This window comes from Halomonas sp. QHL1, from assembly GCF_001882345.1.
Classification (GTDB): Bacteria; Pseudomonadota; Gammaproteobacteria; order Pseudomonadales; family Halomonadaceae; genus Vreelandella.
On sequence record NZ_MINL01000001.1, the window covers coordinates 2,840,277 to 2,855,632 of the forward strand.

Genomic DNA, 15,356 nt, shown 5'->3' on the forward strand with positions numbered 1-15,356 from the left:
AGGTAACCTTTGAAGTGTTGACCATAAGGTGCGCTTCGTAAAGTTTTGTTATTAAAAATGTGGTAAAAATATTCTATATAAGTCGATAATATTTTCGAACAATTGTTTTTATTCCTTTAAAAACAATATTTAATGTTTAAATTAGCAAGTAATTGAACAGGTGTTTTTTTAGATACGTTTGGTAACATTATGATGGCTGTTGATACGATCAATGAGCGCGTAAACTGATGTTCTACTGTTTGGAGTGCGTACCATGGCCGCCGTCAATACCCTTGTTCTTGCCAGTGGCAATGCAGGAAAATTAAGAGAATTCAATCAATTACTTTCACCTTTGGGGTTCGATATTCGCCCTCAAGCGGATTTTGGCGTCACGGATGTGGAAGAGACGGGGCTTACCTTTGTCGAAAATGCACTGTTAAAAGCGCGTGAAGCGAGCCTTATAAGCGGATTACCCGCATTAGCTGATGATTCCGGGCTTGAAGTAGACGCACTGAACGGTGCGCCTGGTATCTATTCAGCCCGCTATGGCGGTGAACCCAGAAGTGATGAGAAAAATAATCAAACGTTGTTAGCTGCGCTAAGTGCCTTTGCGGAAGGCCAACGAAGCGCACGCTACTGGTGTGTGCTTGTCTATTTGCGCCACCCGAAAGATCCGGTGCCGGTCATCGTGCAACGCAGTTGGGAAGGCGAGATTCTTGCTCATCCCCGGGGGAAGGAAGGCTTCGGCTACGACCCGCTTTTCTGGTTACCCGACCAGGGCATGAGCGTTGCCGAGCTGCCCAGTGAAAGTAAAAATCGCCTTAGTCACCGTGGTCGCGCGCTGCAAGGGTTGGTGGAGTTATTGAAGGTGGCGCATGGCTGATACGCTGCCGCCACTATCTCTTTATATCCACACACCTTGGTGTGTCCGTAAATGTCCGTACTGTGATTTCAATTCTCATGAGCCGGGGACGCACGGTTTTACACCACGGGATTTGCCCGAAGTCGCCTATCTAAAGGCGCTGTTACAAGATCTGGATAGCGATCTTGTCCTAGCGGCTGGACGCGAAATTCAGACCATTTTTATTGGCGGTGGGACACCCAGCCTGCTGTCACCTGCGTTTTATGACCGTTTATTGAAAGAGATCGAAGCCCGTTTACCCTTCGCTAATGATATCGAGGTTACCTTGGAGGCGAATCCAGGTACCACCGAGCAAGAGCGTTTCATTGGTTACCGGAAAGCAGGTATAAATCGCCTCTCGCTGGGTATTCAAAGTTTTCAGCCCGATCAACTGCATGCTCTGGGGCGTATACATAGCGGTGACGAAGCGATCACGGCGGTAGCACAGGCGCGCCAGGCAGGCTTTACCAACATTAATATTGACCTTATGCACGGTTTGCCTGACCAAACGCCCCAGTTGGCGATGGATGATATTGCCCAAGCGCTGGCATTGGCACCTGATCATCTCTCTTGGTATCAATTGACCCTTGAGCCGAATACAGCCTTTCACTCTCACCCTCCGGTGTTACCAGAGGAAGAGGCGCTTTGGGATATTCAGGACAAGGGGCATCAGCTTTTGGAACAGGCGGGTTTTAAGCGCTACGAGATTTCGGCTTACGCAAGCGCTGATCACCAAAGTCGCCATAACCTTAACTACTGGCAGTTTGGTGACTATCTTGGAATTGGCGCTGGAGCCCACGGCAAGCTTAGCCATATTGATCAAAATGGGGAGTGGCGCATTGAGCGACGCTGGAAAACCCGTCAGCCGGACGCTTATTTAAAGCGCACGGATGATCTGCGTGGTTTTATCGCCGGGAAGCAGCCAATAAAAGCGGATGAGCTGCCGTTGGAGTTTGCCATGAACGCTCTACGGCTTACTGACGGGGTTGCGTTGGATACGTGGAGGGCCAACACTGGGCAGGCTGCTGCAATGTTACTCACGCGTTTACAATCCGCGGAGAAAAAAGGACTTTTGATGCAAATGCCTGAAAAGCTGCGTGCATCGCCTCAAGGTCTATTATTCTTGAACGAGTTGCTAGCCTTGATCAGTGATGATTGATTAGCGATGAATTAAAAGATATCTCAAACACAAACAAGGAGTGAGTGATGCGTATTTCTCGACTACTGACACCGGTGGCGGCCGCTATTCTACTGGCCGGTTGCGCCACATCGGACCCATACGGTGGCCAAACGCAGCGCTCTAGCACCGCGATGGGCTCTGGGATTGGTGCCGCCGTCGGTGCTGCTGCGGGTGCACTGTCTGGCGATGGCAGCACCAGCCGCCGTGACCGTGCGTTAATCGGCGCGGCCGTGGGTGCTGCCGCCGGCGCTGGTGTTGGTGTTTACATGGATCGCCAGGAACAGCAACTGCGTGAAAACCTGGAAGGGTCACGTATTGAGATTGATCGTCGTGGCGACGATATCGTGCTTAATATGCCAAGCGGCGTTACCTTTGGCTTTGACTCTGCCGATCTTACTAGTGAAGCGCGTAGCTCTCTTAATGAAGTTGCTAATGTACTCACCCAGTACCAAGATACCCGCGTGAATATTGCGGGCCACACCGACAGCACTGGTGATGCAAGCTACAACCAGCGCCTTTCTGAGCGCCGCGCTCAATCCGTGGGCAGCTACTTAACTCAAAACGGTGTTTCATCCACGCGTCTTAATACCTCTGGCTATGGCGCCACTCAGCCAGTTGCCAGTAACGACAATGATCAAGGTCGCGCCCAGAACCGTCGGGTAGAAATTACCTTAACGCCAACCGGCGATGGTCAAGGTCAAGGTTAATACACGGTTGGATTAATCTGGCTATTGCCGCCCAAAGCCCGCTATGCTCACATAGCGGGCTTTTTTCATTCATCTACCGATGAGTCTTCATGCTGTCTTATCAACACGCCTACCATGCTGGTAATTTTGCCGATGTGCATAAACATCTAACGCTTTACGCGGTAATTGATTACTTATTACGTAAAAAAACCGCTATTACATATGTTGATACTCACGCGGGACGAGGACTCTACCCCCTCAACGCTCAAGAGACCCAACGCTTGCAAGAGTATCGCCTGGGGATATGGCCAGTGTGGCAAGCCCGCGCAGGGTTTAGCGATGAGCTGCTAAAGGCGTGGCAAGAAGCGTTAACCAGCGCTCAACCCGTGTCAGAGTCACTGACTCACTACCCAGGCTCTCCCTGGTGGCTGGGCCATTCATTGCGTGAGCAGGATCATCTGAGGTTATTTGAACTGCATCCTGGTGAGCATGAGCAGCTGAGTACCCAAGGGTTACCGCCACACGCACAGCGCGTGTTTGGTGACGGTCTGTCAGGACTAAAAGCCATGTTGCCCGCTACATCCCCACGGTTGTGTGTGCTGGTCGATCCCAGCTATGAGCGTAAAGCGGAGTATCAGGAAGTTGCTGAGACAGTGGCTTATACGCTGGAAAAAGCGCGCCATGGGGTAGTATTGATTTGGTACCCGCTGTTACCAGCAGGCCATCATCACACGCTATTAAGCAGCCTCAAGGAGAGCGGAATACGCAAGATATGGCGCAGCGAGCTGCTGCTGCGCGAACCAGGAGAGCAGGCCCATGGCATGTTCGGTAGCGGTATGCTGGTGATCAATCCGCCCTGGGGGTTGGATAACCGCTTGGCAGCAGCGATGGCAGAAATTACCCCGCTGCTAGGTGCCGATAGCCGCTATCAGGCGGACTGGTGGGTGGGAGAGTAGTGTTTGTAAAAAAGTAGCGCTATTTGCCGATACAGAAACTGCCAAAAATCTCGCCTAGTAAATCATCAGCGCTGAATTCGCCAGTGATCTCGCCTAAGGCCTGTTGGGCGTCACGCAAATCTTCCGCCAGCAGTTCGCCTGCACCATAGCCATCAAGCTGAGCACGGCCGGTATCAAGTGATGCCATGGCGCGATCTAGGGCGTCCAGGTGCCGTCGGCGGGCGGAGAAGCAACCCTCGGTAGTGGCGGCAAATCCCATCACATCCTTTAGGTGAGCCTTTAAGTTATCCACACCCGTACCGGTTTTTGCCGATAACCTGACGATGGGCGTGGTTGTGGATAGATCAATTCCCGCCGTTTCAGCACTGGTATCGATTTTATTACGCACCAGGGTTAAGCGTGTCTGGTCGGGTAGGCGAGCGACAAACTCGGGCCAGATGGCCATAGGATCGGTAGAAGTGGTGGTACTGGCATCAACGAGTAGCAGCACCCGATCGGCTTTCTCTATCTCGGCCCAGGCACGTGCGACACCAATTTTCTCAACCGCATCGGGCGTATCGCGCAAACCAGCAGTGTCGATAATATGCAGCGGCATACCGTCGATATGGATATGCTCACGGAGTACGTCTCGGGTCGTCCCCGCGATATCTGTCACAATGGCGGTATCTTGTTCCGTCAGGGCATTCAATAGGCTGGATTTACCCGCATTGGGCCACCCGGCAATGACCACGCTCATCCCTTCTCGCAGCAGTGCACCTTGGCCTGCCGCCTGGCGTACGTCGCTAAGTGCTTGCTGGACGCTGCTTAAGTGCTGGGTAACGTGTCCGTCGGCAAGAAAGTCGATCTCCTCTTCGGGGAAGTCGATCGCCGCTTCAACGTATACGCGCAGTTCGATCAAGCGCTGCACCAGCGCAGAGACACGCTTTGAGAACTCGCCCTGTAGCGAGCGCACGGCGTTTTCTGCTGCTGAGCGCGAGGTGGCATCGATGAGGTCGGCAATCGCTTCCGCCTGGGCCAGGTCGAGCTTGTCGTTCAAAAACGCCCGCTCGGAAAACTCTCCTGGCCGTGCCAAACGGGCACCTAAGGCCACACAACGCTCCAGCAGCATGTCCATAATAATTGGGCCGCCGTGTCCCTGGAGTTCCAGTACGTCTTCACCGGTAAACGAGTGGGGACCGTTAAAGAACAGGGCGATGCCTTCATCAATGCTCTCTTCTGCGCCTTGGAAGGGGCCATAGTGAGCGTATCGTGGAGTAGGGCAATGACCTACCATGGCTTGAGCGATTGCGCGGCAGGCGGGGCCGGAGACGCGGATAATACCCACGCCGCCGCGTCCTGGGGGAGTTGCCAGCGCCGCAATGGTGTCAGGCGTGTAGAGGCGTTCGGCCATGGTGAATCTCTTAGTCAATTGGCAAAAGTAGCATTTGATCGGTCTAGCATCGATCTACATAGTTTGGATTTGTCGACCTTAAAACGCCAGACCCCCGCTCAAGGCGGGGGTCTGAAGGACGAAGTCAAAGGCAGTTTATTTAGTTCTCATACCCTTGCCGATACTCGGATCATTTTCGATTTTGCGCGTAATGTAGTACTGCTGCGCCACCGAAATGATGTTGTTGACCACCCAGTAGATGACCAGACCCGCCGGGAACCACAGGAAGAAGAAGGTAAAGATGATCGGTAGCATCTTCATGATCTTCGCCTGCATAGGATCCGGAGGCGTCGGGTTCAACATCTGCTGAACGAACATCGAAATGCCCATCAGAATCGGCAGAATGAAGTACGGATCCTTCACTGATAGATCCTGAATCCAGAAGATAAACGGCGCGTGGCGCAGTTCAACCGACTCCAGCAACATCCAGTAGAGAGCGATGAAGACCGGCATCTGAATCACAATAGGTAGACAGCCCCCCAGCGGATTGATCTTTTCCTTCTGGTAGAACTTCATCATCTCTTGCGACATTTTTTGTCGGTCGTCGCCATACATCTCTTTCAAGCGCTGCATTTCAGGGCCGAGCTTACGCATGCGGCCCATGGATTTGTACGCTTTGGCGGAAAGCGGGAACAGCACTGTCTTAACCAGCACGGTTAACAGAACAATCGACCAACCCCAGTTGCCAACCACATCATGGATCTTATCCAGCAGCCAGAAAAGTGGGTTAGCGATAAACCAAAGCCAGCCGTAATCCACGGTTAATTTCAGGTTGGGGGCGACTTGCTCAAGGTAGTCTTGCACCTTCGGCCCCATATAGAGGGTTGCACCCAGCGTCGCTTCACTATCGGCTGCCACATTGCTAGTAGGGCCAGCAAAGGCTACGACATTACGATTACTAGAGTCAGTAGTAACGTAATAAAGGTTTTGCTGATCCTGCTGAGGTGCCCATGCTGATACAAAGTAGTGCTGAATAATCGCTATCCAGCCGCCTTGTGCTTCGCGGTTTTCAAAGTTACGGCTTTGAATATCGTCAAAGTCGACTTTCTCGTAGCGCGCATCCGGCGTTGAGTAAGCGGCTCCCAAATAGGAGTTCATACCCATAGAGACACCGCTTGATGGATCAGGGCTATTGTCGCGTGCCAACTGGCCGATAAAGCGCGCACTTACCGGTGCGTCGGTATTATTGGCGAGGTAGTAATTGACGTTGACAGCATAGCTGCCACGCTCAAAGGTAAGCCGCTTAATAACCTCAACGCCGTTAACGTCAGCGGTCAGTTCAACGCTTAGCTCTTCGTCGTTATCGCCTAAACGATACTCAGAGTTTTCAGGTGTGAAGGTGATACGGCTCGCTTGACCATCGAGCTGGATACCTGAGCGAGCCACATAGCTACGGCTGCTGTTATCGGATAACAGGACATAGTTACGGTCTGAATCAAGGGATAGTTTGTGCTGCGGCAACGCGGCATAAACTATATCGCCACCGTGTGGATCAATACGCACATCGAGGACGTCGGTGGTGACGGCAATGAAATCGCGGCTTGATGTCTCGCTTTCGGTATCAGGAATACCTTCACCTACCGCACTTTGCTGTGAAGACGTGCTTGGAACCGCTAAGCCGTCCTCGCCATCTTCAACATTGCTGGGGGGCGCCGAAGTGCTGCGTTGCGTCGTTTCAGGCACTGAATCATAATTCGGCTGCCCGTAATCCTGATTCCACTGGACGACTAGCAAGTACGCCAGTACGGCTAGTGGAATCAGTAATAAAAGTCGTTTTACGTCCATGAGGGTTCTGCCCGCTGGGTGGTGAACATGCTAATGGCGCAGTGTCATTTACTCGACTCTTGACACACGAAAGCCTGCCAGTTGGCAGGCCGAGGTCGAGCGGCGAGGAGTGCACCAAAGGTCACGTGTCACGCTTAGGCGTTGGTACTGCGATCATCGCCTGTGCGTCACGCTGAAGTCGCTTCCACATGCCGTGTAACTGGCGATGTAAGGTGTCGTTATCGATATCCTGAACGCCACGTCGTGCCAGTACCACTATATCCACAGAGGGTAAGTGATCTTGACGAAGACGAACGGATTCTCTAACCAGACGCTTGAAACGGTTGCGATCTACGGCGCGTTTAACATTCTTTTTGCTGACCACCAGTCCAAGGCGGGGGTGTCCCCGAGTACTCAAGCGGACTAACGCCATCATACCTTTGCCATGCACTTTTAGGTCGGCTTGCTCGAACACGTGACTAAAATCCCCAGCATTTAGTAACCGTAACTGCCGGGGAAAGCCTTGCTGCGGCACACGCAATCCGAAATCAGGCGCTCAGACGCTTGCGGCCTTTGGCACGGCGACGTGCGAGGACGGCGCGACCGTTTTTGGTTGCCATACGAGCACGGAAGCCATGCGCGCGCTTGCGCTTGAGAACGCTAGGTTGAAAAGTGCGTTTCATAACTCGTTATTCCCACGTGGTTTAGGACGGAAAGTGAATTCCAAAAAGCCCGGTCCAGTGAGGAACTAGCCGGGGAGATTCAATTCAAGACCGGAAATTGTAGAGACTTCCTTTGCTGGGTGCAATTTTTCCTTGCATAAAAAGCCTTATCACGCCCCAGCCAGCGTGCTTGGTTCGGTAAGAGTAGCAATCAATAAGGTTACTATTATTACTAATTGGTAGTTCTAAATCTGTTGTTATTAATAGTGGGGATACAATTTGTGGATAAGTACTTTTAAATATTAATTTTCAGTTGGTTATAATAATTAAAAATCTGTGTGTAAGTTCCGTATAAGCCGTCCACAAGGTGTTGGCTGGTTGTGTTTAACCCGTGCGTAAGACGCATAATTAACGATTATCCCCGTCCCTCCACAGGGTTTTCCCATAGGCTCATGGCAAGTTGTCCACAGGTCAATATTGAGGATTAAACCCGTGTGGATAACCGAGGCTTTGGGCGCTACAATGGTCGGCCGTTTTCAACCGATGGTGAGATGAGTGTCACTGACGCTTTGGCAACAGTGCCTGGACAACCTGCAGGATGAGCTGAATTCCCAACAGTTCAATACCTGGATACGCCCGCTGCAGGCAGAGGAAGGAGAGTCCAACGAGCTGCGCTTATTAGCGCCGAATCGCTTTGTGCGCGATTGGGTGAGCGATAAGTATGCCAAGCGGATTAGTGAGCTCATGCGTGAACTCGCACCGGCTAAACCGCCAAAGGTCAGCCTGACGGTGGGTAGTCGCCGCTTGGCAACCCAGGCCCCTCAGCATCGCGATTTAGGCAATCCCGTATCCGCTTCTCCATCGCGACCAGCATCCCCCGCGGTTCACACGCTGCCACGCGGCGATATTGCCGATGAGCGTGAAATCGATAGACTGCGCGATGAAGCGCCAAGTCGGCGTAATAATGAGCGTCAGGTGCAGGTAGAAGGCAGCCTGAAACATGGTAGCGGGCTTAATCCGAATTTTACTTTCGATACGTTTGTAGAAGGCAAATCGAACCAATTGGCTCGTGCTGCCTCTCGTCAGGTGTCTGAAAACCCAGGCGGCGCTTATAACCCCTTATTTTTATACGGTGGTGTGGGCTTGGGTAAAACCCACTTAATGCATGCGGTGGGGAACGCTTTGGCAACCCGACGTGAAAACGCCCGAGTGGTGTACCTGCACTCCGAGCGGTTTGTCGCCGATATGGTCAAAGCGTTACAGCTTAATGCGATTAATGATTTTAAGCGTTTTTACCGCAGTGTTGATGCGTTACTGATTGATGATATTCAATTTTTTGCTGGGAAAGAGCGCTCGCAAGAAGAGTTTTTTCATACCTTCAATGCTTTATTAGAAGGCGGTCAGCAAATGATCCTTACCTCTGATCGCTATCCTAAAGAGATCAGTGGGGTAGAGGAGCGCCTCAAATCACGCTTTGGTTGGGGTCTTACGGTCGCGATAGAGCCGCCGGAGCTTGAAACCCGCGTGGCCATCTTGATGAAAAAGGCCGACCAAGCTAAGGTCGATTTGCCTCACGATGCGGCTTTCTTTATTGCGCAAAAAATTCGTTCCAACGTGCGCGAATTGGAAGGTGCGCTGAAAAAAGTCATTGCTGATTCGCATTTCATGGGTAAAACGATTACCCAGGACTTTATTCGCGAGTCACTGAAAGACCTGTTAGCGCTTCAGGATAAGCAGGTGGGGGTAGATAATATTCAGCGTACGGTTGCCGAATATTACAAGATTAAGGTGGCGGATCTGCTTTCGAAGCGCCGTTCACGCTCAGTTGCCCGCCCTCGGCAGGTGGCAATGGCGCTTGCTAAGGAGCTCACTAATCACAGCTTACCTGAGATTGGCGATGCCTTTGGGGGGCGCGACCATACAACGGTGCTGCATGCTTGCCGAAAAGTGAAATCATTGCAGGAAGAGAGCGCGGATATTCGTGAAGATTACAAGAATTTACTGCGCCTGTTGACCAGTTAATCATCCCATGGGACAGGTCTGTTACGCGCAGGCCTTTCAGGATATAGAACCGGAGTGTTGATGAAATTTTCGATTTCCCGAGAGGCGCTGCTACGTCCGCTGACTCTGGTCGCTGGTGTTGTTGAGCGCCGCCAAACGCTGCCAGTACTTTCTAATGTGCTGATTCAAGTAGAGGGTGACCAAGTATCGCTCACCGGCACGGATTTAGAAGTAGAGCTCGTTGGTCGTACCGTGGCCAGTCAGGTCGATCAGGCGGGTTCCGCGACAGTGCCCGCGCGTAAGCTGATGGATATTTGTAAATCATTGCCCGATCAGTCTGACATTCAGCTGGCCGTTGAAGAGGGTCGCGCGGTACTGCGTAGTGGTCGTTCACGTTTTACGCTGTCGACTCTGCCTGTCGCTGAATTTCCCAATATCGAAGATGCGGACGGCAGTCAGGAAATTAGCGTACCCCGCGGTACCCTCAAGCACCTGATTGAAGCGACCTCGTTTGCCATGGCGCAGCAGGATGTGCGTTATTACCTGAATGGTATGCTGCTGGAAATCCAGAGCAATTTGCTGCGCACTGTCGCTACTGACGGTCACCGTTTGGCAATGTGCTCGCGCCCAATCGACGTGACTGTTAGTCAGTCTCAAAAGCTGATTGTGCCGCGTAAAGGGATTTTAGAGCTGTCGCGCCTGCTAGATGACAGCGATGAGCCTGTCAGCTTAACGCTCGGCTCCAGCCATGTGCGTGCCCACACAGGGGATTTTACCTTCACCTCCAAGTTAATTGACGGCAAATTTCCTGACTATGAGCGTGTAGTGCCTCGCAATGGCGATAAAGTACTGATTGCCGAGCGAGCTGAGTTGCGTCAGGTGCTTTCGCGCACTGCCATCCTCTCTAATGAGAAGTACCGTGGTGTGCGCCTTTATCTTGAGGAGAACAACCTTAAAGTAATGGCTAACAACCCCGAGCAGGAAGAAGCGGAGGAGAATATCGCCGTTGAATATAACGGCGGGGCAATGGAAGTTGGTTTTAACGTTGGCTACTTGGTTGATGTGTTGACGGTGCTTAATGAGGATCGTGTGCAGATTACTCTGGCCGATCCCAATAGTAGTGCACTGCTTGAAGAGCCCGGCGGCGGTGATGCGCTCTATGTCGTTATGCCGATGCGCCTGTAAACAGTCTTTGTTTTGGGGCATAACAACCTATAAGCAGACAACGTTAGCGGCGCTTCTGGTTGCAGAAGCGCCGCTGCTCGTTTTGGGCAATACTCCCTTTTTCAAAGGATCTTTTAAGTGGTGATAATAGGATGAGCCTGACACTGCTTAGTTTCCACGCTTTGCGCAATCTCCAACCGATTGAGCTGGCCCCCTCTTCGCGCATCAATGTTATCAGCGGTGCTAACGGCAGTGGAAAAACCAGCCTGTTGGAAGGTGTGCATATTCTAGGCATGGGGCGCTCTTTTCGTACCCGCCAGTTAAAGCACGCGATCCAAACAGACGAGCCCTATATGACACTGTACGGCCGTTTAAGCGGAGAGCCGGAGGTTACCCTTGGCGTGCGCCGGTTAAGAGCTCAACGGGAGCTTGAGCTTCGTTTAAAAGGTGATAAGAACGCTCGCTTGGCGGAACTGGTAGAGGCAATGCCGCTTCAATTAATCAACCCAGATGCTTTCCGATTGCTTGAAGGTTCTCCCGCAGGTCGTCGAGAGTTTCTCGACTGGGGTGTGTTTCACGTGAAACATGACTTTTTAACAATCTGGAAGCGCACCCGACGTGCGTTGAAACATCGGAATGCACTGCTCAGGCGTGGTAGAATACAACCTCAAGAAATGGCGGTGTGGGAGCATGAGTTAGCCATTTCGGGTGAACAGATGGATACGTTACGTCGGGCTTGGTTCAATGACTTTTTGCCGGTCTTTGAAGAGACACTCAAGGTGTTGCTTCCCTTGCCGGGGATGTCGATTCACTACGCCAGGGGGTGGGATAAAGATCGATCCCTCGCTGATGTGCTATACGATAGTCGGCCAACTGATCAGCAGATGGGGTTTACTCAGCAAGGCCCGCAGCGCGCAGATTTACGTATCAGAATAAACAAACAGCCTGCTGTAGAAGTGCTTTCCAGAGGCCAGCAAAAGTTAGTGGTGAGTGCATTAAAACTTGCCCAAGGGCGGTTTCTGGAAAGAACAGCACAGCGGCACTGTATTTATCTTATTGATGATTTACCCGCAGAGCTTGACGAGCAAAACCGTTACCAGTTTTGTGGGCTACTCGAAGATATGCAGTGCCAAGCATTTATTACCAGTGTCGAACCTTCTGCATTAAAGAATGCCTGGCGCACTGATACCCCTGTGAATATGTTTCACGTGAAACATAGCAAAGAGGGATTTAGTGGTTTAGAGAGATTCAGCTAGCGCAGGAAGGGAAGGACGATACAGGATGAGACAGACTTCACAACGGAGTGGTCAATGAGCGAGCAGGCTTACGATTCATCAAGCATCAAGGTGCTCAAGGGACTGGACGCGGTGCGTAAGCGGCCAGGTATGTATATTGGTGACACCGACGACGGTACTGGGCTCCACCACATGGTCTTCGAGTTGGTGGATAACTCCATCGACGAGGCGTTGGCTGGGCATTGTAGTGAAATTCGTGTTGTCATCCACCCGGATGAGTCGGTCACCGTGAGTGATAACGGCCGCGGCGTACCCACCGAGCTTCACGAAGGGGAAGGGGTTTCCGCTGCAGAAGTTATCATGACGGTTCTGCACGCAGGCGGTAAATTCGATGATAACTCCTACAAGGTTTCCGGTGGGTTGCACGGCGTCGGTGTCTCTGTTGTTAACGCGCTTTCCGCTGAACTGCGCTTAACCATTTGGCGTCAAGGTGAAGTGTTCGAACAAATGTACCGCCATGGCGTGCCTCAAGCGCCGTTGGGTGTTGTGGGCAAAACCGAAAAAAGCGGCACCCGGGTTCACTTCCGCCCATCGCCAGAAACCTTTGGCAATATCGAGTTCCATTTTGATATTTTAGCCAAACGACTCCGTGAACTCTCTTTCTTGAACTCTGGTGTGGCTATCCGTTTGCTGGATGAGCGCAGCGGTAAAGAAGAGCTATTTCACTACGAAGGTGGTTTGAGAGCCTTTGTTGATCACCTCAATACCAATAAGAGTGTGATTAATCCGGTATTCCACTTTAACGCTATTCGTGAAGATGGCGTTGAAGTAGAAGTGGCCATGCAGTGGAGCGAAGCGTTCACTGAAAACATTTTCTGCTATACCAATAATATTCCACAGCGAGATGGCGGAGCACACCTGGCTGGTTTTAGGGCAGGTCTTACCCGTACGCTCAATAACTATATTGAAGCAGAAAACTTGCTTAAGAAGGCCAAGGTCAATACGACCGGTGACGATGCCCGTGAAGGCCTGACCGCGATCATTTCAGTAAAAGTGCCGGATCCTAAGTTTTCGTCTCAAACGAAAGATAAGCTAGTTTCAAGTGAAGTGAAGACAGCGGTTGAGCAGGAAATGAGTCGCCTTTTTTCTGAGTATCTTGTTGAAAAACCTAACGAAGCCAAGGCGATCGTCAATAAGATGTTGGATGCAGCGCGTGCCCGTGAAGCGGCCCGCAAAGCGCGCGATATGACCCGCCGCAAAGGCGCATTGGATATTGCCGGTTTACCAGGCAAGTTGGCGGATTGCCAGGAAAAAGACCCTAGCCAATCAGAGCTTTACTTGGTGGAGGGTGACTCGGCGGGTGGCAGTGCCAAACAGGGCCGCGACCGCCGTACTCAGGCTATTTTGCCGCTCAAAGGTAAAATCCTCAACGTCGAAAAAGCACGTTTCGACAAAATGCTTTCCTCTGCAGAAGTGGGCACGCTAATCACGGCGCTGGGCTGTGGCATTGGTCGTGAAGAGTTTAACCCTGATAAGTTGCGTTACCACTCGGTTATCATCATGACCGATGCTGATGTCGACGGGTCGCACATCCGTACGTTGCTATTGACGTTCTTCTTCCGTCAAATGCCGGAATTGATCGAGCGAGGTCATATCTTCATCGCTCAACCGCCACTTTATAAAATTAAGCGCGGCAAGCAAGAGCTCTATCTGAAAGATGAGCAGGCGATGGTGGATTATTTAACCACGACGGCTCTAGACGGCGCAGGCCTGCATGTTAACGCCAATGCGCCGGGTATTTCGGGCTCACAGCTTGAGACACTGGTAAATCAGTACCGTAATGTGATGAAGCGGATTGATCGTTTGTCGCGGGTTTATCCCAATGAAGTGCTTAAGCAGATCGTTCATGCATCGGCACTTAAAGGTGAAGAAAGCCTGAAAGATCGCGTTACCATGGAGAACTGGATAGCCGAGCTGCAGAAGATTATGGACGATATGGTGGCCTATGAAGGTGGGCCCCGTTATCACTTCCATCTTCAAGAAGATTCTGAGCGTGGGCTTTTCTTACCGACCGTATCGCTAGTTGCTCACGGTGTGACGACTGAGTATACGTGGGGTCTCGACTTCTTTGAAAGCGCTGACTATCGGGGCATCGCCGCGTTGGGCGAAACCTTGGATGGCTTACTGGAAGAGGGCGCCTATATTGCCCGTGGCGAACGTCAGAAGCCTGTATCGCACTTCTCTGAAGTGTTGGCGTGGTTAATGCAGGAAGGGCAGCGTGGTTTGTCGTTCCAGCGCTATAAGGGCTTGGGTGAAATGAACCCAGACCAGCTCTGGGATACCACAATGGATCCGGAAACTCGGCGCATGCTGCGGGTGACGATCGAAGATGCCGTGGGTGCCGATATGATGTTCAACACCTTGATGGGTGACGACGTTGAACCACGTCGCGACTTTATCGAAACCAATGCGCTGGTGGCGAATTTAGACGTATAAGATGGATAGCGCTCGTTAAGATGTTTCACGTGAAACACTACGTTAACGAGCATTAATCTCGACATAATTTAATGCCACCATGATAATAAGCGCCGCTATGTATTTTATAGCGGCGCTTTTTTTGGTAGGAAGAAGCTGTGGCAGAAAGGAGAGGGGCGCGTGCAGTCAAAGTAGAGCTGTCAAGTTATTTGCACGGTACTATTTAGCTATCAATTAGCCACTCAACAAATTGTGCTAAATCATCGAAGATTAGGGCCTTTTCAAGGTCAGCCCCTTTTTGCTCCGTCTTAACCCCTTTTCCTGTTCTCACCAGCACTGTTTTACAACCTACTGCTTCGCCCGCCTGTAAATCACGTAGGCTATCACCGACCATCCAGCTCCCTGTTAAGCTTTCTAGCCCGAGGAGTTGTTGAATGTTTAGCAGCATTCCTGGTAATGGTTTACGACATGAGCACTTATCGTCTGGCCCATGGGGGCAGTAAGCGATATGGGTGATATGGCCACCTTGCGCTTCGACTAACGCAATTAAGTGTTCATGCATCGCATGGAGCGTTGTTTCATCATAATAGCCACGGGCGATGCCCGATTGATTCGTTGCGACGGCAACGGTGAATCCCGCGCGTGTGAGTCGGGCAATGGCTGTGATGGAAGAGGGGTAGGGCACCCACTCGTCGAGAGATTTGATGTAGTTATCAGAGTCATGGTTGATGACGCCGTCTCGATCAAGAATGACAAGTTTTTCGGCATTTAGCATAGAGATCCTATTGTTACGGTTGCCAGGGACGCTTTTCTGCCGCCAATTTTAAAACTATCTTACCCTGATCTGGCAAAAGTGTTTCACGTGAAACACATACTCCCGTCAAACAATAAAAAGCCCAACCTTTTAGGGTTGGGCTTGGGTTG

At 51.5% G+C, this 15,356-nt stretch carries 13 protein-coding genes; 8 read left to right on the plus strand and 5 right to left on the minus strand.

Annotation, left to right across the window (positions count from 1 at the left end; translation table 11 throughout):
* Window positions 1-253: 253 nt before the first annotated feature.
* The 4 genes from rdgB to QHL1GM_RS13025 all read left to right on the plus strand — a co-directional run bounded on the left by rdgB (window position 254) and on the right by QHL1GM_RS13025 (window position 3,702).
* Window positions 254-862, plus strand: a complete 609-nt coding sequence (gene rdgB / locus QHL1GM_RS13010) for an RdgB/HAM1 family non-canonical purine NTP pyrophosphatase (protein ID WP_071694866.1) — start codon at window positions 254-256, stop codon at window positions 860-862.
* Window positions 855-2,039 carry a radical SAM family heme chaperone HemW gene (gene hemW, locus QHL1GM_RS13015; RefSeq protein ID WP_071694867.1) on the plus strand — a complete coding sequence of 395 codons (1,185 nt, stop codon included), beginning with the start codon at window positions 855-857 and terminating at the stop codon, window positions 2,037-2,039. The genes rdgB and hemW overlap by 8 nt, the downstream gene beginning before the upstream one ends.
* Before the next feature lie 47 nt (window positions 2,040-2,086).
* Window positions 2,087-2,767: an OmpA family protein gene (locus QHL1GM_RS13020; RefSeq protein WP_071694868.1), complete on the plus strand. Its 681-nt coding sequence runs from the start codon at window positions 2,087-2,089 to the stop codon at window positions 2,765-2,767.
* Window positions 2,768-2,856: 89 nt separating this feature from the next.
* Window positions 2,857-3,702 (plus strand): 23S rRNA (adenine(2030)-N(6))-methyltransferase RlmJ, encoded by an 846-nt coding sequence (locus QHL1GM_RS13025; protein ID WP_071694869.1) that lies wholly within the window; start codon window positions 2,857-2,859, stop codon window positions 3,700-3,702.
* A 19-nt stretch (window positions 3,703-3,721) separates the two neighbouring features.
* Here the strand turns inward: QHL1GM_RS13025 and mnmE are convergent, their stop codons facing one another.
* The 4 genes from mnmE to rpmH all read right to left on the minus strand — a co-directional run bounded on the left by mnmE (window position 3,722) and on the right by rpmH (window position 7,578).
* Window positions 3,722-5,092, minus strand: a complete 1,371-nt coding sequence (gene mnmE / locus QHL1GM_RS13030; RefSeq protein ID WP_071694870.1) for a tRNA uridine-5-carboxymethylaminomethyl(34) synthesis GTPase MnmE — start codon at window positions 5,090-5,092, stop codon at window positions 3,722-3,724.
* A gap of 135 nt (window positions 5,093-5,227) precedes the next feature.
* Window positions 5,228-6,916 carry a membrane protein insertase YidC gene (yidC, locus tag QHL1GM_RS13035; protein ID WP_071694871.1) on the minus strand — a complete coding sequence of 563 codons (1,689 nt, stop codon included), beginning with the start codon at window positions 6,914-6,916 and terminating at the stop codon, window positions 5,228-5,230.
* Window positions 6,917-7,037: 121 nt separating this feature from the next.
* Window positions 7,038-7,430: a ribonuclease P protein component gene (rnpA, locus tag QHL1GM_RS13040; protein ID WP_071694872.1), complete on the minus strand. Its 393-nt coding sequence runs from the start codon at window positions 7,428-7,430 to the stop codon at window positions 7,038-7,040.
* A 13-nt stretch (window positions 7,431-7,443) separates the two neighbouring features.
* Window positions 7,444-7,578 carry a 50S ribosomal protein L34 gene (gene rpmH / locus QHL1GM_RS13045; protein WP_008959105.1) on the minus strand — a complete coding sequence of 45 codons (135 nt, stop codon included), beginning with the start codon at window positions 7,576-7,578 and terminating at the stop codon, window positions 7,444-7,446.
* Between the two features lie 534 nt (window positions 7,579-8,112).
* Here rpmH and dnaA point away from each other — a divergent pair.
* The 4 genes from dnaA (at window position 8,113) to gyrB (ending at window position 14,453) form a co-directional block, all read left to right on the plus strand.
* Complete coding sequence (gene dnaA, locus QHL1GM_RS13050; protein ID WP_071694873.1) at window positions 8,113-9,579, plus strand: chromosomal replication initiator protein DnaA; 1,467 nt, start codon at window positions 8,113-8,115, stop codon at window positions 9,577-9,579.
* 60 nt (window positions 9,580-9,639) lie between these two features.
* A complete protein-coding gene (gene dnaN, locus QHL1GM_RS13055; protein ID WP_071694874.1) occupies window positions 9,640-10,743 on the plus strand; it encodes a DNA polymerase III subunit beta in 1,104 nt (367 codons plus the stop codon).
* A gap of 131 nt (window positions 10,744-10,874) precedes the next feature.
* Entirely contained in the window at window positions 10,875-11,978 is a 1,104-nt protein-coding gene (recF, locus tag QHL1GM_RS13060) for a DNA replication/repair protein RecF (RefSeq protein ID WP_071694875.1), read from the plus strand.
* Window positions 11,979-12,032: 54 nt separating this feature from the next.
* The gene (gene gyrB, locus QHL1GM_RS13065; RefSeq protein WP_071694876.1) at window positions 12,033-14,453 is read left to right on the plus strand and encodes a DNA topoisomerase (ATP-hydrolyzing) subunit B; all 2,421 of its coding nucleotides are present in this window, start codon (window positions 12,033-12,035) and stop codon (window positions 14,451-14,453) included.
* A gap of 202 nt (window positions 14,454-14,655) precedes the next feature.
* Here gyrB and gmhB read toward each other — a convergent pair whose 3' ends face one another.
* Window positions 14,656-15,207, minus strand: a complete 552-nt coding sequence (gene gmhB, locus QHL1GM_RS13070; protein WP_071694877.1) for a D-glycero-beta-D-manno-heptose 1,7-bisphosphate 7-phosphatase — start codon at window positions 15,205-15,207, stop codon at window positions 14,656-14,658.
* Window positions 15,208-15,356 lie beyond the last annotated feature (149 nt).

Coding starts and splice junctions, on each gene's coding strand:
- rdgB (WP_071694866.1), top strand. CDS start 254: ATGGCCGCCGTCAATACCCTTGTTCTTGCCAGTGGCAATGCAGGAAAA.
- hemW (WP_071694867.1), top strand. CDS start 855: ATGGCTGATACGCTGCCGCCACTATCTCTTTATATCCACACACCTTGG.
- QHL1GM_RS13020 (WP_071694868.1), top strand. CDS start 2,087: ATGCGTATTTCTCGACTACTGACACCGGTGGCGGCCGCTATTCTACTG.
- QHL1GM_RS13025 (WP_071694869.1), top strand. CDS start 2,857: ATGCTGTCTTATCAACACGCCTACCATGCTGGTAATTTTGCCGATGTG.
- mnmE (WP_071694870.1), bottom strand. CDS start 5,092: ATGGCCGAACGCCTCTACACGCCTGACACCATTGCGGCGCTGGCAACT.
- yidC (WP_071694871.1), bottom strand. CDS start 6,916: ATGGACGTAAAACGACTTTTATTACTGATTCCACTAGCCGTACTGGCG.
- rpmH (WP_008959105.1), bottom strand. CDS start 7,578: ATGAAACGCACTTTTCAACCTAGCGTTCTCAAGCGCAAGCGCGCGCAT.
- dnaN (WP_071694874.1), top strand. CDS start 9,640: ATGAAATTTTCGATTTCCCGAGAGGCGCTGCTACGTCCGCTGACTCTG.
- recF (WP_071694875.1), top strand. CDS start 10,875: ATGAGCCTGACACTGCTTAGTTTCCACGCTTTGCGCAATCTCCAACCG.
- gyrB (WP_071694876.1), top strand. CDS start 12,033: ATGAGCGAGCAGGCTTACGATTCATCAAGCATCAAGGTGCTCAAGGGA.
- gmhB (WP_071694877.1), bottom strand. CDS start 15,207: ATGCTAAATGCCGAAAAACTTGTCATTCTTGATCGAGACGGCGTCATC.